The following is a 20,690-nucleotide window of genomic DNA, read 5'->3' as shown; positions in this document are numbered from 1 at the left end:
AGACTGGGACTCTTTTGAGATATGAAAGATGCAAGAGGTTTTCAATTTAAAAATTATGGATGGATTGAGATATTCTTCAGGAAGATAATGCGCTTCAATAAGCCGCCATTTATTGTTGCCGTTCGAACTGGAATTCCGGCATGGTGATGTTAACGCCGACCTGGACTACAGCCGCGATCTGGAAGAAATTGGAACTGGAGCAATTGTTCATTGATGCGATGCGGCTCCACAGCCCTTGCGGAAGTATGTCTCTGCATCAGGACCCGCGCTGGGTGGCAGCACTCGCCGATGGCGGCGACAAGCACGTGGAGGGATTTATTCTCGAACAGGCTGGTATACGTGCTGGCTCGGCGGTATTTCTTGTACATCCATCAGCGTTGCGCATTGCGCTTAGCGACTGGACGCTGTATTCCCATCCGATCCGCCGCTATACATTATTTGCCCCGCCTCCGATGGAGTCCGATCTTGTTACGAATGAATCCGCAGGCCTGCTAACTCTGTTTGAGCAATTGCGAGATCAACTGAACCCCAACGAGGCACTATTCCTGGAATCGGTAGCTGATGGATCACCCTTGGCGGAACTACTCGCCGAGGGCTCGCCGTTACGCAAGCAGTATCATATCCTTCAATATGGCGAACGGTACGCCCATCGTTACATAGACTTTACCGGTGATTATGCCCACTACCTGGGACAACTCAGTGCCAGCACCCGCGGCGATCTCAAACGCACCCGAAAGCGATTCATCGCCGAGACCGCCACGTACCGGACTGTGTGCTATCGAGGCTCGGACGAGGTAGGCGCATTTCTGGATGCTGCCATGGCGGTGTCGGCCCGCACTTATCAATACAGACTACTAGGGGGTGGACTACGCAGCCGGACACTTCTAGAGGGTCGCTATGGAACAACTGCTGAGCTGGGTTGGTTTCGCAGCTATGTCCTGTTTGCAAACAACCAACCCATTGCCTTTCAGGTAGGTCACTTGTACCAAGGCTGCTATCATGCTCAGGAAATCGGCTATGATCCAGATTGGGCAAAATTGCAGGCAGGCATATTCCTTCATACCGAGATCATTCCCGATCTTCTCGCCACGCCGGGCCAAGTGCAGCGCTTCGATTTTGGTAACGACGACAACCTCCATAAGCAACGGCTCAGTAATGCTGCAACAGTCGAGCGCTATTTCTATCTCATACCACGCTACTGGCGCAGCAGCCTCATCACTCATGCCATGCATGGTTGCAACCAGATATCCATCACTGCCGGCCGATTCCTCGAGCGTTACGGCCTGCGCAAACGCATGCGCAAACTATTGTGGAAGCTTGGCGTCGTCCAGTAGGTGCGGAATGCCAAAACCGGCACACACAGTATCGATATTTCCGGTCATGCCGCTCGAATGAAGCATGACAAAATCATTCAGCTGCTGGATTACTGCGGTCTCAAGAAACCGCTGGCGCTTGCCCATTTCCATCTCCGCACTCATGGCCTGCCCAAGGTGATACCCCAAGTCAAGCGTATCCTGCCGCATGATTCAGGGGCGTACACGCAGGGGCTCGCCTTTCATGACAAACATCTCTACGAGAACACCGGCCTTGTTGGCGCTTCACGTCTACGCTGCCTCGACCCCGAGAGTGGCGACGTGCGTTGGGAAATCAGAATTGAAAACGAATGGTGTGAGGGTATTGCCGTCCTCAATGGCTGCCTGGTGCAACTCACTTATACTTCTGGGCGTGCCATTGTCTATGATCTTTACAGCTTGAAACCCTGCAGTGAATTCACTTACGAAGGTGAAGGATGGGGTCTGGCGCGCTGCCGCGGATTCTTTCTGATGAGCAACGGTTCCAATAAGCTGACGTTCAGGGACGCGCAATTTTCCGTTATTTCCAGCCTTTCGGTTCATATGAATCGAAGGCCGCTGGAACGCATCAATGATCTCGAATGTGTCAATGGCAGGATCTACGCAAATGTTCAATTCGATAGCTGTATCTATGAAATAGATAGTACAGATGGGCGCGTTCTGCGGGTGATCGATTGTCGTGCCATCGTTGCTCAGTCTGGCCGGAGGGATTTTCACGACATGATTAATGGCATCGCCTACTCGCCTTCCACTGAAACCTTTTACGTGACCGGCAAACGGTGGCCACGCCTGTTCGAGATTTTCATCCCGCTTCACCCCCATAAATAATGGCCAACCTGGAAGGATCATCAGATATGCCTCAACCATGTTGCCGCTCTGCTGGTTGGAGCACCGGTGCTCTGTTACGCATATGATGCGCCGAGTTTTATTGATTGCTTTACTTTCCGGTAATGCAAGCCAGAGTGTTCGCTCCGTTATGCGCTGATATGATGAATGATCCGCGGGTCAGAACCGAAGTGTTCGTTGAATGAATAATATTCATAGAACGAAAGCTGTCATAGCTGAAACTTTCAGCACTCATTTTTTGGTCGCAGATGATATCTCCGGGGATGACATGACCCAACGCCATAGGGGATATTGCACCATTGTGGTTGCCATCATGACAAAACCGTATAGTGTGGTGTACCGAATTATCAACTCATTCGGTCCGGCCAAATGCGCACGATCGCTGCTCAGCAAAAACTGCATTGCGGAAAAAACCTGCCCATACTTGACGATTACCTGTTCCAGGCCAAAATAAAGCGTCAGGTAGGCCAGAATTCCTGACAAAAGCATCCACGCCGCTGCCCTCAACCTTTGTGCCGCGCCGGGAACGGATGCAAGCGCCGCTTTGGCTCCGCCAAAAGTGATCAACGTGACAGCCAGGCTGATCAGCAAGAACGAGCCTATGCTGCCATTGCCGGCCATAAGCTCGACCAGATTATCAGTGGATGCCTCACGAACGACGACATAATACGAAAGTGGCATAATCAGGCAGGCGGCAGCTGCCCAGCCCAGTAGGGCAATTTTGGGATTGGGAAGAAACCGCCACCCTGCGATAACGCTTCCTCCTACCGCCGCTACGCTCCAGACGCTGAACAATGCTACGAAACGGCCGAGCAATTCCCATTCCCACGGCCATCCAAGAACAGGTGATCCGACCACATCGTGAAGACTCTCGGTTGGTACAGCTGACCACAACAGTATCCATGCAATCAAGCCATGCAGCAATACCAGGGGCGGCAAGCTGAGCAGATACAACTCACCCCGCGCCAGCCATTGTGAAATCAGTACCGGAAAACCAATCGCCCAATACAGCAGTGTTGCAAGCAATAGGAGCGATCTGAAGGGGTGGCCTTCATACACCAGTTCTCGAACATTATAGGGGGTTAAAGCCGACTTCGTGATTAACCACGCAATTGCCACCGTTATCGCAATCCCCGCCGCTACCAGACCAAGCATACGCATTCCACTCATTTCCGCGCTTATTTCTGTTCGGACCGCACTGACAGGGAACGGCTCTGTTGCCAGCACTTGCGTACTGTTTTTGCGTCCGGAGCGCGCCTCCTGGCTTTGCATTTCGGGAAACACCCAGCCAATCAGCAGTAACAAGATCGGCTCTGTCACGTCTGCAGTGCGGCCCAGCAAGCCCATCTGTAACAGCTCGATCAAGCAGGTCAATATGACGAGTCCACCTACCGTTTTTCTGATACCAAGCCCCGCTTTTTGCCCAAGCCACAGCAGAGCCGTATAAACAAACAAGGACCGGGCCAATCCCCGCGCAGCGGTTTCCACGGATCCCTGAAGCATAGTGGCAAAAGGAACGCCATTAAAGGTTCCACCCGGTGCGGGAGAGAAAGGCGTTACCCCGGTAATGGTCCAGGCTGCAAACAGTAGCAGGAAGGCTGCTTCAAAGATCATCTTTGAGCTGCCGAGGCGCGGCACCAACAGGCAACCCGCATAACCCGCCAGCATCCCTATCACGACCGATGCATCCAATGCCAGATTCACGACAGCGAGTTTCCCCGCCATAACCAGCAATAGGGCGGCCCCCAACCATGAAGCTGGTTGGCGCCCCAGCGCCACGAAAGCGCAGCCAGCGACAAAGACCCCGGCCGCATGCATGATCGTTTCCGGGAGGGAAAAGCGGAGCTCGAGGAGGAGCGGCTTCAGCGCATCCTTGAATTTTTGCAAATCCAGAGACGGCACCAGCGGCAATAGCTCGGTGAGCAGCCATAACATCAATACTGATAGCGGTATCAGCGAAGCGTAATTGAACAATTGCACGTTTCCCGGGGAACGCTTTGCGACAAGACCTGCCGCCGCCATCCCCGAGATCATGCCCGTCATATTCCAGACCACATCCGCCAGCGCGGCAGAACGGGAGGGCAGCCAAACCTGCGCTAACTGAAGGGCAAACGCGTACACAAGCGCCAGAAGAAGATATCCGGCAATACGACCCCGGCTATCGAGTCTGTCCGGCGAAAATATAATAGACGCCATTCCAAGAGGAAAAAACAGCGCGATATTACCTAGCACATCCCCCCGCGAGGTGAACCAGCGGAAATCGGTGAGGAATGTTTTTACGGCGCCTTCCGGTGGCGCGGAAAAGTCGCCAGGATACAACGACCCATAAGCAATCAGTAATAAGATAACCGCGAGAATTCTCATTTTATGAATGTCTTCTGTTGAACCTGAATCCGGCAGTCGACCGCTTATTTTTCAGTTTGGCGTTATGATCCACAATGACTTTTTGTATCGCCTGGCCTTCATCTTTTTGGTGAGTTCGCTGCGGTGCGGCTTGAGCAGTTTTTGCGGCACATGGCTGCGTTGCAACTCCTTGGAATGGGGCGTCCCGGAGCGTAGCATGCAGGAGCCCCGCGAAGCGGATGCCGCGACCGCGTTTCATAGCGCCCGCATCCCGCTCCGGGGTCGCGCCATTCCGCACCATCGCGCCTTGCCCTGCACCCAAAAACCGCACACTCCACTCCGTCCAACTACCGGATTCAGGTTGAAGAAAGCAGAGATGCTTCTTATCGCGCAGGAGGCGCTGGCTTGATCTCCAGCGCCGGCAGCCAGCGGGGCTGGTCTTTATCAAGCGAATAAGCGCCTATCCTGTCTGCGCCAATCAAACCCCCGCCGTCGAAGTCCATGCCGGCGTCCGGGTAAATAGCAAAGCGCGCGCTGTTTCCGGCATGTTTTCGCACCTTGATGCCCGCAGATGCCAGGTTCATTTCACCTAAAGGTGCGAATGGCCGGGCAAGATGATTCCGGGCCTCGTCGAAACCACCCGTCAGATTGCTTTCCGTGGAAGCGCCGCGCAACGGTGACAGGGCGAATATGATATTACCCGAGACGAGTTGCTGATATACCGGATCCTGCCAGCGGCGCAAGATAGTTATGCCGGATCCCTTCGCTATGACAGTATTGTAGAACACGCTTATCGTGCGTGTAGTGCCGTGGTGTGGTTGAATGCGAGCCCCATCGCCGAAATGATTTACAAACAGGTTATTGTACAGCGCGATATTCCCTTCTCCCTGGAATAACGATTCGTGCGGATTCTGGTAAAAGAAATTATCGTAGACGAGATACATGTCATCTGACCCCGGTCCGGAAAGCGGCCAGTGCCCTACCAGCACATTGGGCCTGGGCATCGTTTTGGCTCCGAAATGATCGTAGTGCTGGGCTCAACCGGTATTTCCGGAAGAACCGGCCGAAGTTGCTGATGCTTGATCTGCAGATTGTAGCCCAGCGTATCGACGATCAGATTGTGCTCAATCAATCCGTTAATAAACGGGGCGCGACCATCCGAATCTCCGAGATAGAGGCCGGTTCCGGCATCTGTGATCACATTGTGGCGTATTACCCAGCCCCAGGCCGGGCATTTGGTTGAAATGGCGACTGTTTGCTGATCATTGCCGTGGCCATATACGCGTAATCCATCAAGCGTAATATGATGGGCCCAATCCGCGTGCCCTTCGCATTTCACGCCATCCACCGTAAGCTGACGCCCGTCGATATCCAGATTGCGGATAGCGATGTAACTCGAATTCACGATGCTCACCGTGTTATGGCCCGGCCGTGCCACAAAAATAGCACGCGGGCCTTTGTCCGGTCCCGAGATCATAATCGGTGCGGGGGACGTGCCATGAAGATAATGGATCGGCAGGCCATCCTTGTACTCTCCCGGCATGAGCTGTAAGGAATCTCCCGGCTCCAGTATCTTGAGTCTGACACGATAGGTATCGGGGGTTGCCGTATAGACCTGACCGGAAAAGCTGGGCGATGAGCCACGCAAATACCGGCCAGCATCATGACCAACTGAAAAGGGGTGCGCGTGGATCTGGCCATTTTAAAAACGTAGAGACCGGCGAGTCATCAGCAGTTCATCCTTGAATACTTCCCACATTCCTGTTACTGAAAAAGGGGGGATTGCGCGTGCGCGTTTATCCGGATATAGTAGATGCAACTTTGTTGCAAAATCCAACATTCATATTCATGTCGAATCTTCAGAAGCAGGCAGAAGAGATGATCCGCCGCCGCGGAGAACGAGTGACATCCAGTCGAGTTCAAATTCTTGCCATGCTACTGGCGGAACAGCGCACTGTCACGCACCATGAAATCGAGGAGCGCTTGCGCAACACAACGCACAGGCTGGACCGTGTAACGCTCTACCGCGTGCTTGAATGGTTGAACGACAAATGTTTTGTGCATAAAGTGGTGAGCGACGACCGTACGTGGCGTTTTCGGGCAAATACCCATATATACCCGCATCAGCATGCGCATTTTGAATGTATGCGGTGCACTACGGTAATTTGCCTCGATGAAATGAAGGTTGAGTATGATCGCCCGTTGCCCGCCGGTTACCGGTCTCAGGAAATCGAACTGACGGTAAAGGGATTATGTGCCGAGTGCGCGTAATGGGAATTCAGATAACCGATTTTATTCGAGAACAACAGGCTTGGTTTTGGTGAAAGCGTTACTCGATGTTGCGTAAGATATTATTTTTGATTTTAGTGTCCGCGTTGGCATTCGTCCCGGTCCTGCAGGCGGCGCATGCGCTTACGCACGTCGGCGAAGCCGATACCGGCGGCATGGCTCATGCCGATGGCCAGCAGGAAGAGAGCGAAACCGATACCGATGCGGGTATCGACAGCGACCGTATCTGTCTTGACTGCCTGGCTCTAACAGGCTTCAGCGTTATTTTCGCCGTCCTGGCGATTTTCTTCCGTAATCGAATAAGCCATCAGCCCCTGCCGTATTTCAAATCGGGGCTTGTCCTCCTCAATTTTTCCTCTCTCTATCTCACCCGCGGGCCCCCGCAAGCGTAATTCCATTGCTTTCTTAATCAGTTGGCCTCCATCGGAAACCTGTTGTCCGGCGTTTCCGATGATTTGGGTTGCGCCCATCCATAAAACCCGTTGTGCCGATGTGGCGCACGGCGCAACTGGGCTGCATGAAACTTATCGCTCATCAAGTTGCATCTTTCAAGAAGTTAGCATGAATCGTCCAAGCTGTAATATCCCGGGCACGCCTTCGCGCAGCGCTGGAGCATGTTTTGTCATTTGCATATTAATCCTTGACCTGTTAGGCATATCACTCGTTCAAGCCCAAAATACCGTCAAGGACAGTATGCTGCCAGCTGTAGTAGTGACCGGCGCGCCATTTGAGGATCGCAGCGAGCTTGATATGGCTCAGCCTGTTTCAGTATTGCGGGGCGACGATCTGCGCCGGAAGCGGGAAGCAAGCCTCGGCGACACGCTATCCCGCGAGTTGGGTGTGGCGTCGAGCTCCTTTGGTCCAGGTGCGGGCCGACCGATCATCCGCGGCCTGGATGGTCCTCGTATCCGTGTGCTGGAGAATGGCATCGGCACGCTGGATATCTCTTCGATCAGCCCGGATCATGCAGTAACCGCTGAATCGCTTAATGCTTCCCAGATCGAAATCCTGCGAGGTCCGGCCACCTTGCTCTATGGCAGCGGGGCTTCGGGCGGGGTTGTCAACGTCATAAATACCCGTATTCCGAACCAACGATTCAAAACAGTAAAAGGCGACTTCGAAGTGCGCGGAAATACCGCGACCGAGGAACGCACCGGCGCTTTCAATGCGAACGGCAGCGTTGGGCGCGCATCCTGGAGTATAGGTGGCTTCAGGCGAAAAACCGGTGATTACCACATTCCCGGACGGGCGAACGAGAGCGACCCGAATAGTCGAAAAGGCATCGTCGAAAATAGCGCAGTCGATTCCGGAGGCTTATCTGCGGGCGGATCGTTCGTAGGCGAGAGAGGCTTTATTGGTGGATCATTCTCTCGCCTCGAAAGCGAGTATGGCATACCCAGTCCGGAAGGGTCGAAGGTCGATCTCAAGCAGACGCGCTACGACTTGTCGGGAGAGCTGGATAGGCCGATCATGGGTTTTGATAAGCTTAAGGTGCGTATGGGTTATAACGATTACAAGCACAATGAAATCGAAGGAACCGGGGAGATTGCGACACGCTTTAAAAATAAGGGATTAGAGAGTCGCGCCGAGCTTTTGCATGCGCCAATACGCGGCTGGAAGGGAGTATTCGGAGTCCAATTCCGGGACCGGAATTTTTCCGCTTTGGGCGAAGAGGCTGTGATACCTGTCACGAAGTCCCGTTCCACTGGCGTATTCCTGGTCGAAGAGCACAACTGGGATCGCTGGCGCCTGGAAGTCGGCGGGCGCGGTGAGCATGCCACGCAGGACCCGATCAGTGACCTGCCGTCACGCACATTCAATCTTTATAACGCATCCGCTGGCCTTTTGTGGAAATTAATGGATGGCTATGGGCTGAGCCTGTCCGGCACACGAGGGCAACGGGCGCCGTCTACGGAAGAACTGTATATAAAAGGCGCCCACCATGGAACAGCTACTTTTCAGACTGGCGATAGCAACCTGACCAGTGAGACCACCAGCAACATCGACCTCGCCCTACGCAAGACTACCGGTCCGGTGACATGGAAGGTGAATGTATTCCATAACTGGATTGGCAATTATATTTTTGTCCGTAGCGCCGACATCAACGGGGACGGTATCGCCGATCGAGCCGACGATACCGGAGCGCTGGATCCTGATGGAGAATTTCTTGTGCAGAATTTTGCGCAGGGCGGAGCAAGGTTTTACGGCGTGGAAGCGGAAGCAATCTTTACATTGAAGCCCGACGAAATCGATCTGCGCCTATTCACTGATTATGTCCGCGGAAGACTGGATAACGGCGGCAACGTACCCCGTATCACGCCACTGCGCTTTGGGCTGGAATTCAATCACAGGACGGGTCCGTGGACATCCAACGTGAGCGCGACTCGCGTGATGCGTCAAAATGATCTGGCAGAGCTTGAAACCAGCACACCCGGTTATACCCTGGTGAATATCGAAGTAAGTTATCGCATCAAGGAAACCAGATCGAATGGCATCAAAGTCTTCCTGCAAGGCAAGAATCTGCTTAATGAAGAGATGCGTGTGCACAACTCTTTTCTCAAGAATTTTGCTCCGTTGCCGGGAAGGGCGCTGGTGGTCGGCTTGAGAGGCGAGTTTTGATGCTTCCAGGCAGGGTAATCCCCGGCGGAATCACAGAAGCATTTTCCTGCCACAGAGATGTATTTGCTGCCGATTCAATATTCAGTTGTCTATTAAGCCCAGAAGGAATGTGGCACACTTCGGGATTCCGTTTTGTATCCAGGTATGCTGATCCGTGTCGCCTTACGAACTCTTTATCGGTTTGCGCTATACCCGCGCGAAGCGCCGTAATCACTTCATCTCTTTCATTTCCCTGATTTCCCTGCTGGGTATTACGCTCGGCATGACAGCGCTTATCACTGTCATGTCGGTCATGAACGGTTTTCAGAAAGAAGTCCGTTCACGTATCCTCGGTGTGGCGTCCCATATCCAGGTGAGCGGCATAGACGGCAGGCTGACCGACTGGCGTCAGGTAGCGGAGGAAGCGCTCAGACATCCTGAGGTAGAGGCTGCCGCACCTTATGTCAGCGCGCAAGGCATGGTGTCGTTCGATCAAGTCGTCAGCGGCGTTGTGGTAAGGGGCATCCTGCCGGGGACCGAGGACAACGTAGCCGATCTTGGGCGGATGATGATAGACGGCAAGCTGGATGACCTTGTGCCGGGTCAATTCGGCATTGTCATCGGGCGGGAATTATCACGAGTGCTCGGTGTATTTACCGGCGACAAGATTGTTCTGATCTCGCCTCAGGGACAGGTAACGCCAGCAGGCATATTGCCGCGCCTCAAACAGTTCACGATTATCGGCATCTTTGAAGCAGGACATTTCGAGTACGACTCCGGCCTGGTGCTGATTCACATGGCGGACGCACAGAAACTGTATCGAATGGGAGATGATCAGGTATCGGGTGTGCGATTGAAGCTGCACGATCTGTTCCAGGCGCCGCAAGTGGCGCGAGAGCTTGCGCCGATGATTTCGGCAGATATCCATATCACCGACTGGAGCCGCCAGCATGCCAACTATTTCCGCGCAATCCAGATCGAGAAGCGCATGCTGGGGCTCATTCTTGCCCTCATTATCGCGGTGGCGGCATTCAATATCGTTTCCACCCTGGTCATGACCGTAACCGACAAGCAGTCGGATATTGCAATACTGCGCACGCTGGGCGCCAGCCCGCGCAGTATCATGAAAGTCTTTATCGTGCAGGGCACGCTGATCGGCATCCTGGGAACAACACTGGGCGTTATAGGCGGCGTACTGCTGGCCTACAACGTGGAGGCAGTGATAGCGCTGATCGAGCGCGTGTTCAGCGTGCAATTCCTTTCACGAGAGGTCTATTACATCAGTGAAATTCCGTCAGACCTCCAGCTCGCGGATGTGATCACGGTGGCCGTGGTATCGTTTGTGCTGACCTTGCTGGCGACACTTTATCCAAGTTATCGAGCGTCCAGAGTCAATCCCGCAGAGGCGCTGCGATATGAATAAAAACATCATTTCCTGCCAGAACCTGCGCAAGAGTTATTACCAGGGCAAGCTGGAAGTGCCGGTGCTGATGGGAATAGACCTGAATGTGGAAGCGGGGGAAACCGTTGCCGTTGTAGGCTCATCAGGTTCCGGAAAAAGTACGCTGCTGCACCTGCTGGGGGGATTGGATGCGCCCACGGCTGGGCAGATACGCATCATGGGACAGGATATCGCTACCATTCACGAGGAGGAAAGGTGCCAACTGCGTAACAAGTCGCTCGGCTTCATTTATCAGTTTCATCATCTGCTGCCGGAGTTCAGCGCGCTTGAAAATGTTGCCATGCCGCTCCTCATTCGACGCATGAGCAATACGAAAGCATATGCCAGCGCGGCAGAAGTACTGAAGCAGGTGGGTTTGGGCCATCGCCTTACCCATACGCCGGGCGAACTCTCCGGCGGCGAGCGCCAGCGGGCGGCGGTCGCGCGCGCGCTGGTTACGCGGCCAGCTTGCGTTCTTGCGGATGAACCAACCGGCAACCTCGACCGGCGCACGGCGGGAGACGTATTCAATTTGATGCTCGAACTCAACCGCAGCATGGACGCGAGCCTCATCATTGTCACGCACGATCCCGATCTGGCGAGAAAGGCCGGACGGATACTGCATCTGGAAGACGGCCTACTGGGCGGATGAAGCTATAACACTCGTTGCGAGTGCGGCATTTCCGCAGCCTGGAGCTTGATTTCATCCATCTTGTAACGAGTTGATGAGATCTTGACGAGCTTCCTTTCGCTTATTTCATCCGAAGCGATTCACCTGGTTTTATCCGCGTCGTTTTGTCTGCGTCGTTTCGCCCGCTTTCGCCATTCGTAAATCGCGTATAGCCGCCATCCTCCGCGCACCACGAAATAACCCACCAGAGAAAGCAGCAGCGCCAGCAGACATATACCCACGAGTAAAGGCTTGCCGAGCGAAATCACCCAATCCATCAATGCGGGAATCCATTCGCTGATGCTCTTGTCCATCAGGTGCAGCTCCATTTGGGGCATGCTGCCCGTGCCCTCGCCTGTCACGAATGCACCAATGGCGTAGGCGGCAACATAGATTGGCACGATGGTAAAGGGATTGGAATAGAGTGTCGTAATTGCTGACACGGGGAGATTTACCTTGAAAACGATGGCAAGCAAGGCGGCAAAAAAGAACTGAACGGGGTTGCTGCCGGGAATCAGGCCGGCAAATAAACCCACTGCAACGCCTCCTGCCACTGACCGGCGGTGCAGATGCCACAGATTGTGATGGTGCAGGCGTTTTCCAAATAGCGCGACAAAACGGTTTTGCCGAATGGTCTCGTGAGAGGGCAGATATTTTTTGAAAAATTTTCGCGACACAAGAAGAGTGTACGGAAATACAGGCTTGGGGTGCAACGTAAATAACCTGACCAGCCTTCGGTATGCCAACCGGAAATCCGGCGGCTTGAAGCAATCGTTCTTTCCTCCAATTGCTCCGATGTTGTACTGGCATGACTGAAGGGCGAAACTTTTGAGGCGAAGTGCCGTTTTCCTCATTGGCCCGATAGTTTTCCAATGTTCGTATTTTCAATAGATAGCTCAAGTCACTGATGCAAGCCTATATTCTGGCGTTTGCCGTTGGAGTCGGACTGCTGCAACAGCAGGCCGCACTGCCGGCCATTGCGTTGGCATACGCATTATTGCCCGGCGCAGCACTCGCATTCCTGTTCCTGCGCGCTCGAGACGCTACTTTTATCGCTATCGGCAAAGCTCTATTAACTGGTGTTTTTCTGGGAGCGGGATTTTTCTGGGCAGCGGCTTTTGCCCAGTGGCGCCTGGCGGATGTGCTCCCGCATGAATGGGAAGGACGCGATATCCAGTTGATCGGCGTGGTAGCAGAGTTGCCGCAAGTCAACGAGAGGCACGTGCGTTTTGCTTTCGATGTGGAGCAAGTGCTGACGACGGGCGCCATTGTTCCCGCACACATTTCCCTCTCCTGGTATGACGAGCACGGAAAGCGTTCGGCGGCAGAGGCTGCGCCCCCTAAAATCAGCGCAGGTGAGCGCTGGCGGATCACTACGCGGCTCAAACGTCCGCATGGCAGCGTCAATCCCCATGGCTTTGACTTCGAGCAATGGGCCTTGGAACGCAACATACGGGCTAGCGGCTACGTCCGGAAAAATGATGGAAACATGCGTCTGGACGAAATGGTCAGCCGACCGGCTTACCAGATTGAGCGCTTGCGCGAGGAAGTTCGCGAAAGTTTTACGCGCGCGTTGCCAGGCCATGCTTATACCGGTGTTCTGGTTGCGCTGGCGGTGGGCGACCAGCGCGCCATTCCCCGCGAACAGTGGCAGATATTTACCCGCACTGGAATAAACCATCTCATGAGTATATCCGGGCTCCATGTCACCATGGTATCTGGCCTGATATTTGCGCTGGTTTACTGGTTGTGGCGGCGGAGTCATTATTTGACGCTGCTGCTGCCGGCGCGCAAAGCCGCAGCCGTCGCGGGGCTGGTAGTGGCGTTAGGGTATGCGCTGCTGGCGGGGTTTGCAATCCCGGCGCAGCGTACAGTTTATATGCTTGCGGTAGTGGCCATCGCTTTGTGGCTGGGGCGATCCACTTCGATGACGGCAGTACTGGCCTGGGCATTGCTGGCAGTGGTGATGTTTGATCCATGGGCGGTACTATCACCCGGATTCTGGTTATCGTTCGGTGCGATAGCGGTCATCATGTTGATATCGGTCGGGCGTATCGGTAGATCGCACTGGTTAATCGGTTGGGCGCGGGTGCAATGGGCGATAACGCTTAGCCTGATACCTCCCCTGCTGGCGATGTTTCAGCAGGTATCGCTTGTTTCGCCTGTTGCCAATGCCATAGCGATCCCCCTGGTGAGCCTGGTGGTGGTTCCGTTAACCCTGCTGGCTGCGCTGCCGCCGCTCGATTTCATGTTAACGCCCGCGCACTGGCTGCTGAGCGCTTGCATGGAAGCGATGCAATGGATGAGCGATTCACCACAGGCGGTCTGGAGTCAGCATGCGCCGCCCACCTGGGCGGTCATGGCCGGAATGGCCGGAATCTTCTGGATAATGCTGCCCGGGGCATTAGGGCTGGGGTTGGGATCAGGGGGATTAGGACCCAGGCTTACCACGGGTTTCCCGGCTCGATGGCTGGGGCTGGTTGCGTTGCTGCCCATGTTTCTGGCGCTTCCGCCAAAGCCGGCATCAGGAGAGTTGTGGCTGACCATATTGGATGTCGGCCAGGGATTGGCGGTCGTGGCGCGTACGGAAAATTATGCCTTGCTCTACGATACGGGCCCGGGTTTCAGCTCGGAGGCGGATAGCGGCAACCGCACCATTGTTCCTTTTCTGCGGGCAGAAGGTATAAAACATCTTGACGCAATGATCGTAACGCATGCTGACGGAGACCACAGCGGCGGGGCATTGTCGGTACAGCAAGCCGTGCCGGTGGAATGGCTGGTTTCATCGTTGAGCGATGATCATCCCATACAACGGGCCGCTTCCAACAGGCAACGGTGCCGTGCGGGACAGTCGTGGCAATGGGACGGGATTCGCTTCGACATGTTGCATCCTTCGGAACATAATTACAGTAATCCCAGGCTCAAAACCAACGCGTTAAGCTGCGTGCTGAAAATCACCACTTTGCACGGCAGTGTGCTGCTGCCGGGCGACATCGAGAAAAAATCCGAGTACCAGTTGCTCGCAAATGACGCCGGCAACCTCGCCTCCACAGTGCTGGTCGCGCCCCATCACGGGAGTAAAACTTCCTCAACCGACGAGTTTGTACGCCGGGTGAATCCAGGGCTGGTAATATTTACCGTAGGATATCGCAACCGCTTCGGGCATCCCAAGGATGACGTGGTGGAGCGTTATCGGGCAGTTGGAAGCAGGTTGCTGCGTAGCGATATCGATGGCGCGATACTGCTGCGTTTTGAGGATAATGACCTTTCGGTGGAAACCTCGCGCGCACTGCGGCGCCGCTACTGGCAGGATATTCCCGAGATTAACACACGAGCATAAAAAAGATGAGCGACAGATCGCCGGATGCAGATCCCGCAGTAGCTTCTTCCGCCATGCAGAGACAGGATGATACGTCCTGGCTGGAAACCTTGGCGCCTATCTTTTCTCCCGGTGAAACCGAGGTACTCGCCCATGCGCTGGATTTTTCCCACCCGTTTTACGCCGGCAGATTCCTTCCCACGGGAGAGCCGAGCATTCAGCACATGCAGGGCGTAGCATCAATTCTGGCCTCGCTGCGGGTCGATAGCGACACTCTGGTGGCAGGCATTCTTTACGCTGTGCCGGATTATCTGGATGAATATGAGGTAAAAGTGCGAGCCGCTTTCAACCCGACGGTAGCTCACCTGGTGGAAGGAATGGCACGCATGGGCCGCATCAGGACAATGGGAGCGGGAGGGACCGGCAATGGAGTGGATCGTGGCGCGCAAGTCGAGGCATTACGCAAAATGCTGCTGGCTATGGTCGAAGACATTCGTGTCGTCATCATTGCCCTGGCGGATCGTTTGCAGACAATGCGATATATCGCGGGGAATAACGTTCCCAATAGAGCGGACATCGCACATGAGACGCTGGATATATTCGCACCATTGGCGAACCGCCTGGGGCTGTGGCAACTGAAGTGGGAGCTGGAAGATTTTTCGTTTCGAATTATCGACCCCGAACGCTATAAAAAAATCGCCACTTTGCTTGAGGATACGCGCCGCATCCGGGAACAGTATATTGCCATGGTGGTGGATAAATTGGGCGGCGAATTGCAGCGAACAGGAATCAAGGCTGAAGTCACCGGGCGCCCGAAACACATCTACAGCATCCACAAAAAAATGAAACGCAAGGGTGTGGACTTCGAGGAAATCCACGATGCCCGCGCTGTGCGCATTCTTGTTGACGACGTGAGGGACTGCTATGCCGCGCTGGGGGTGGTACATAACCTGTGGGTGCCCATCCCGAAGGAATTCGACGATTATATCGCCAGACCGAAAGGCAATGATTACCGTTCGCTTCATACCGCTGTCCATGGCCCGGAAGACAAGGTGATTGAAGTGCAGATTCGCACCCATGAAATGCATCGGCATTCGGAAATGGGTGTGGCCGCGCACTGGCGCTATAAAGAAGGGGCGAGGCGCGATGCCAGGTATGAAGAAAAAATTGCTTGGTTGAGGCAGATCCTGGAATGGAAGGACGACGTCGCGGACGCAGGCGAATTAGACGAGCATTTCAAGGTTGCGTTGTTCGAGGACTCAGTCTACGTGCTGACTCCGCAGGGCAGGGTAATTTCCTTGCCCAAGGGCGCCACGCCAATAGATTTTGCCTACCACGTGCATACCGACCTTGGTCACCGCTGCCGTGGTGCAAAAGTCGACGATGTCATGGTCCCGCTCGACTACACGCTGCAAAATGCGCAACGGGTGGAAATCATTTCCGCTAAACAGGGCGGACCGAGCCGGGACTGGCTCAATCCCGTTTTGGGTTATCTGAAGAGCCATCGTGCACGGTCAAAGGCCAGGCAATGGTTCAGCAGCCAGCAGCGCGACGCCGCGTTAACGCAGGGGCGAGCGCTAGTGGAAAAGGAATTGCAGCGCCACGGCATGACCGCGATGAGCCTGGACAAACTGGCCGGTGAGTTCAAGTTTGCCAAACTCGACGCTTTCCTGGCCGCGGTGGCCAGAGGAGATATCAATACCCGTGAGTTAGGGTCGTTCCTGGTCGGCGGGCCCGAGCCTGCAATGCCGGCTCCCGAGTTGCCGACAGACAGGAAACCCGTCTCCCAATATGATTCCGGCATACTCGTCGTCGGTGTTGACAAGCTGCTGACGACGTTTGCGAGGTGTTGCAAACCTGCTCCGCCAGATCCGATCATTGGTTTTGTCACGCGTGGACGCGGCATCACGATACATCGTCAAGAGTGCTCGAATCTGTCCCGCTTATCCGGGGAAAGCATCGAGCGCCTCATCTCCGCGGAGTGGGATTTATCGAAAGGCATGAGTTATCCGGTCGATGTGGAGGTCGAGGCTCAGGACAGGCAAGGATTGCTGCGGGATATTTCGAACGTTTTGTCTCGCGAAAAAATCGATGTTGCCGCTACCCGCGCGCAAAGCCGGGACGTTACCGCAACCATGCAGTTTACGCTGAAAATTACCGATCTCACGCAGTTGCGTCGCGTTCTGGCGTTGATAGGGAGCGTACCCGGAGTGATATCGGCATCGCGGAAATGATCGTTTGGCTGAGCGCTGGACGTTTCCAATTGCATTAATGAGAATGCCGGTCCTCCGGAACTCGGAGGCCCGCATCTATAGCTTTCCGTCGCTTGACATCTCACCGCCCTCACTCTCCAGCTGCTTTATAGCACCGATTCCGGGAAAAATCGCTTGAGTTGACATCAGCGCAGAGTCATCTATGCTTAATTCGGCGGGCTGATCTGGTGGAGATGCTCCATCCGTAGTTGTCTGGACACCGCTAAGTGGGTCCACCGACGAGGCTTTACGGTAAAACTTTGCCTGGTCCATGCTGCTCATGTCCCATAACCAAGATAGGTAATCTGTCTGGCTTCAGTAGAAGGGGAAAGCATGAAGAAGAGAATTGCCCTTATAAGCGAACACGCTTCACCCTTGGCAGCCGTCGGAGGCGCAGATACAGGCGGGCAAAATATTGCAGTGGCGGAGCTGGCCCAGCATTTGGCGGCGCTGGGCTACGAGATCGACATATTTACCCGTTGGGACGACCGGCGCATGCCCGAAATCATTAACTGGCGGGGAAGCATACGCGTCATCCATGTAAGAGCCGGCCCGGTAACGTTCATTCCCAAAGAAAAGCTGCTCCCTTATATGCCGGCTTTTACGAAGGACATGCTGCGCGTTATTGAAGCAGAAAACAACCCCTACAAGCTTATTCACGCCCACTTCTTTATGTCTGCACTCGTGGCGGCGGACATCAAGCAGAAACTTCGTATTCCTTTCGTCGTTACCTTTCATGCTTTGGCAAAAGTGCGCAGAATCCATCAGGGCAGGAACGACTGGTTCCCCGATGAAGGTTTTGCCATCGAGGAACGGATAGTAGCAGAGGCGGACCAGATAGTGGCGTTATGCCCGCAGGATCGGGACGACCTGATAAATCTCTATCAGGCGGATTCCGAAAAGATCACTATTATTCCAAACGGTTTCCGCCCGGATGAGATTTACCCGCTCGATAAACTGTTCGCCCGGATGGCGTTGAAACTTGATCCCAAGGAAAAAATCATCCTGCAGCTGGGCCGCATGGTGCCGCGTAAAGGAGTTGATAACGTCATAAAAGCGCTCGGCTACATGCGGCGGGAGCATAATTTCAACGCGCGACTGTTGATTGTGGGCGGCGAATCAGATGAGCCCAACCCCGAAACCACCCCGGAAATCGGCCGCTTGCAAAAATTGGCCGAAGCAGAAGGCGGAAGTGATCTCGTTACATTTGTGGGACGCCGGACTCGCGACGTGTTGCATTATTACTACAGCGCAGCCGATGTGTTTACGACGACGCCTTGGTATGAGCCCTTCGGGATTACCCCGCTTGAATCCATGGCGTGCGGAACGCCAGTGATAGGTTCAAATGTCGGCGGCATCAAATCCACCGTTATAGATGGCAAAACCGGTTTTCTCGTGCCCGCAAACGATCCCGCCTTGCTTGGCCGGCGCATCATTGAACTACTGAGTAGCAATAAACTCATGAAGTACTTCAAGGACAACGCCATTCGTCATGTCAATGAGAACTATACATGGATGAAGGCAACGCATCTTACGGCCAACATGTATGAACGGGTCGCGATGCAGAGCCCTTTGCGGACGGACGACGAGGATGACCCGCTCTCATACATCGACGACTCCTTCGAGTCATTGATAAATACCATTAAAACGTCGAAGCGGAAAATCCGCCTTGCCACCCTTGATTCCGCGCAGGCTATTTATCGGTCACTCGCGCGAGGAGGGAAGGTGCTGGTCTGCGGCAATGGCGGTAGTGCCGCCGAAGCGCAGCATTTTGCGACCGAACTCGTCGGCCGGTTCGAGGCCTCTCAACGTAGGGGCCTGCCAGTTATGGCGCTCACGGCCGATACAACATTTGTAACTGCCTGGGCAAATGATTTTACCTTTGAAGAGGTTTTTGCGAGGCAGGTCGACGCATATGGGCAAGCTGGCGACATTCTGATTGTTATCAGCACAAGTGGGCAGTCGCTGAATCTTGTCGCGGCGATTCGGGCGGCTCGCAAGCGAGAAATGTTTTGTATTGGACTACTCGGTAAAGAGGGCGGACCTGTTGCCGAATTGACGGATCTCAACATCATCGTTCCATCGAATGAGACGTCGCGTATTCAGGAAGTACAGCTGCTTGTTCTCCACATGCTGAGTCACTTGGTTGAGCAGCAAATCATGGTGGACGATCAGAATACTATTCAGGAACCGGAAGAATGGCCAATGGGTCAGCTCCAGGTGGTTGGCCGATCTGGAAAAATCATCAACAAGAGGAAAATCAAAGCATGAGTCAACAAAGCGTAACGGATAAAGTAGCCATTGTTACTGGTGCGGGCCAGGGGTTGGGCGAGGCTATTGCGAACACCCTCGGCGCAGCGGGGGCGATTGTCTGCGCCTGTGATATCAAGGAAGATCAAGTGAAAAGCGTAGTCCAGGCTATCAACGATGCGGGCGGCACCGCTTACTCGTATTTACTGGACGTTCGTAATGAGGATGATGTCAGGCAGACTGTCGATGACATTATGGCCGAACATGGGCGCGTTGATGTATTGATCAATAATGCCGGTACGGACGTGACGCTCTCGATCGAAGATCTGAGCATCGCTGACTGGGAGCGCGTAGTGGAGGTGAATTTACACGGTCCTTTCCTGCTGTCAAAAGCCATCTATCCGTTACTGAAGCGTCAGGGGAAGGGCCACATTGTCAATGTTACCTCCACGGCTGCGAAGCGGGTCTGGACCGAGGCGACCGCGTACCATGCCAGTAAGTGGGGCCTGCTTGGTTTCAGCCACGCTCTGCATGCCGAAGGCCGCCGGGATAATATAAAAGTTACCGCCGTGGTTGCCGGCGGAATGCGCACTCCCTTTATCATGGAGCGGTTTCCCGATACCGACCCAAATGTTCTTCAGGATCCTAAAAATGTGGCCGAGACGGTTCACTTTGTTCTGACCCAGCCGGACGAAACGGTGATACCAGAGGTAATGGTGCTGCCAATGAGGGAGACGTCATGGCCGTAGAGCCGATGGAAGGGGGCAGGGCTGTCTTTATCGATAAGGACGGTACCCTCATTCATGATGTGCCGTACAACGTCGATCCGCGGCACGTCTGGCTTTCGTGTGGTGCCGGCCGGGCGCTCCGCCGTATGAAAGATGCCGGCTACAAACTGATTGTCGTTTCCAACCAATCGGGCATCGCCAGAAGCTTGTTCAAGGAAAAGGATCTCCTGCCGATCAACAGGCGGATTCAAACGCTGCTGGCGCCATATGGCGCTCAAATAGACGCTTTTTATTATTGCCCGCACGCCCCGGATGACGGCTGCGAATGCCGAAAACCAATGCCGGGAATGATTTTACGGGCAGCGAAGGACTACGCGATCAAGCCGCAAATCTCCTGGATGATCGGCGATATCCTGCATGACGTGGAAGCGGGCAACCGCTCCGGCTGCCACACCATCCACTTCAATAACGGCAACGAGACAGAGTGGGTAATGGGTGACTATCGACAACCGGTGTATTCAGTCAGGGATTTGACCGAAGCAGCAGATATTATTTGTCATTAAGCCAAACCGCCACACTGTGGAGTCAAACACGTGGAGTGA

The 20,690-nt window shown here is 54.3% G+C and carries 17 protein-coding genes; 13 read left to right on the top strand and 4 right to left on the bottom strand.

Features of this window, described 5'->3' with window-relative positions; translation table 11 throughout:
- The first annotated feature begins 140 nt into the window (after window positions 1-140).
- Both BMX66_RS10725 and BMX66_RS10720 read left to right on the top strand, forming a co-directional pair.
- Entirely contained in the window at window positions 141-1,334 is a 1,194-nt protein-coding gene (locus BMX66_RS10725) for a GNAT family N-acetyltransferase (protein ID WP_090881988.1), read from the top strand.
- Window positions 1,335-1,391: 57 nt separating this feature from the next.
- Window positions 1,392-2,180, top strand: coding sequence for a glutaminyl-peptide cyclotransferase (locus tag BMX66_RS10720; RefSeq protein WP_143058228.1), 789 nt, complete (start codon window positions 1,392-1,394; stop codon window positions 2,178-2,180).
- 249 nt (window positions 2,181-2,429) lie between these two features.
- On the opposite strand, the gene BMX66_RS10715 is transcribed toward BMX66_RS10720, so the two are convergent.
- Window positions 2,430-4,562: a VanZ family protein gene (locus tag BMX66_RS10715; protein ID WP_090881984.1), complete on the bottom strand. Its 2,133-nt coding sequence runs from the start codon at window positions 4,560-4,562 to the stop codon at window positions 2,430-2,432.
- Between the two features lie 196 nt (window positions 4,563-4,758).
- On the opposite strand from BMX66_RS10715, the gene BMX66_RS15390 reads away from it, so the two are divergent.
- Window positions 4,759-4,950, top strand: a complete 192-nt coding sequence (locus BMX66_RS15390; RefSeq protein WP_143058227.1) for a hypothetical protein — start codon at window positions 4,759-4,761, stop codon at window positions 4,948-4,950.
- Here BMX66_RS15390 and BMX66_RS16035 read toward each other — a convergent pair.
- Both BMX66_RS16035 and BMX66_RS16030 read right to left on the bottom strand, forming a co-directional pair.
- Window positions 4,925-5,545, bottom strand: coding sequence for a hypothetical protein (locus BMX66_RS16035; protein ID WP_255398913.1), 621 nt, complete (start codon window positions 5,543-5,545; stop codon window positions 4,925-4,927). The two genes, BMX66_RS15390 and BMX66_RS16035, sit on opposite strands and share 26 nt — an antisense overlap.
- Window positions 5,521-6,189: a right-handed parallel beta-helix repeat-containing protein gene (locus tag BMX66_RS16030; RefSeq protein WP_255398912.1), complete on the bottom strand. Its 669-nt coding sequence runs from the start codon at window positions 6,187-6,189 to the stop codon at window positions 5,521-5,523. Before BMX66_RS16030 ends, BMX66_RS16035 begins: the two co-directional genes overlap by 25 nt.
- Window positions 6,190-6,443: 254 nt before the next feature.
- Between BMX66_RS16030 and BMX66_RS10700 the strand changes: the two genes are divergently transcribed.
- The 5 genes from BMX66_RS10700 to lolD all read left to right on the top strand — a co-directional run bounded on the left by BMX66_RS10700 (window position 6,444) and on the right by lolD (window position 11,521).
- The gene (locus BMX66_RS10700; RefSeq protein WP_255398911.1) at window positions 6,444-6,812 is read left to right on the top strand and encodes a Fur family transcriptional regulator; all 369 of its coding nucleotides are present in this window, start codon (window positions 6,444-6,446) and stop codon (window positions 6,810-6,812) included.
- Between the two features lie 65 nt (window positions 6,813-6,877).
- A complete protein-coding gene (locus BMX66_RS10695) occupies window positions 6,878-7,222 on the top strand; it encodes a hypothetical protein (protein WP_090881980.1) in 345 nt (114 codons plus the stop codon).
- Window positions 7,223-7,523: 301 nt separating this feature from the next.
- Window positions 7,524-9,449, top strand: a complete 1,926-nt coding sequence (locus BMX66_RS10690; RefSeq protein ID WP_255398910.1) for a TonB-dependent receptor — start codon at window positions 7,524-7,526, stop codon at window positions 9,447-9,449.
- A gap of 154 nt (window positions 9,450-9,603) precedes the next feature.
- A complete protein-coding gene (locus BMX66_RS10685; RefSeq protein WP_090881978.1) occupies window positions 9,604-10,851 on the top strand; it encodes a lipoprotein-releasing ABC transporter permease subunit in 1,248 nt (415 codons plus the stop codon).
- Window positions 10,844-11,521, top strand: a complete 678-nt coding sequence (gene lolD, locus BMX66_RS10680; RefSeq protein WP_090881976.1) for a lipoprotein-releasing ABC transporter ATP-binding protein LolD — start codon at window positions 10,844-10,846, stop codon at window positions 11,519-11,521. Before BMX66_RS10685 ends, lolD begins: the two co-directional genes overlap by 8 nt.
- Before the next feature lie 119 nt (window positions 11,522-11,640).
- Here the strand turns inward: lolD and BMX66_RS10675 are convergent, their stop codons facing one another.
- Window positions 11,641-12,216, bottom strand: coding sequence for a DUF2062 domain-containing protein (locus tag BMX66_RS10675; protein WP_090882091.1), 576 nt, complete (start codon window positions 12,214-12,216; stop codon window positions 11,641-11,643).
- A gap of 230 nt (window positions 12,217-12,446) precedes the next feature.
- On the opposite strand from BMX66_RS10675, the gene BMX66_RS10670 reads away from it, so the two are divergent.
- From BMX66_RS10670 to BMX66_RS10645, 5 genes are all read left to right on the top strand, one after another.
- Window positions 12,447-14,879: a ComEC/Rec2 family competence protein gene (locus tag BMX66_RS10670; protein WP_090881973.1), complete on the top strand. Its 2,433-nt coding sequence runs from the start codon at window positions 12,447-12,449 to the stop codon at window positions 14,877-14,879.
- Window positions 14,880-14,884: 5 nt separating this feature from the next.
- On the top strand, window positions 14,885-17,092 hold the full coding sequence (locus BMX66_RS10665) for a RelA/SpoT family protein (protein ID WP_255398909.1): 2,208 nt from the start codon (window positions 14,885-14,887) through the stop codon (window positions 17,090-17,092).
- Between the two features lie 351 nt (window positions 17,093-17,443).
- Window positions 17,444-19,381 (top strand): glycosyltransferase, encoded by a 1,938-nt coding sequence (locus BMX66_RS10655; protein WP_090881969.1) that lies wholly within the window; start codon window positions 17,444-17,446, stop codon window positions 19,379-19,381.
- The gene (locus BMX66_RS10650) at window positions 19,378-20,109 is read left to right on the top strand and encodes an SDR family oxidoreductase (RefSeq protein WP_090881968.1); all 732 of its coding nucleotides are present in this window, start codon (window positions 19,378-19,380) and stop codon (window positions 20,107-20,109) included. Before BMX66_RS10655 ends, BMX66_RS10650 begins: the two co-directional genes overlap by 4 nt.
- On the top strand, window positions 20,100-20,651 hold the full coding sequence (locus BMX66_RS10645) for a D-glycero-alpha-D-manno-heptose-1,7-bisphosphate 7-phosphatase (RefSeq protein ID WP_199679310.1): 552 nt from the start codon (window positions 20,100-20,102) through the stop codon (window positions 20,649-20,651). The genes BMX66_RS10650 and BMX66_RS10645 overlap by 10 nt, the downstream gene beginning before the upstream one ends.
- Window positions 20,652-20,690 lie beyond the last annotated feature (39 nt).

This window comes from Nitrosovibrio sp. Nv6, from assembly GCF_900110495.1.
Lineage (GTDB): Bacteria > Pseudomonadota > Gammaproteobacteria > Burkholderiales > Nitrosomonadaceae > Nitrosospira.
This window is presented reverse-complemented; position numbering and strand designations above follow the sequence as displayed.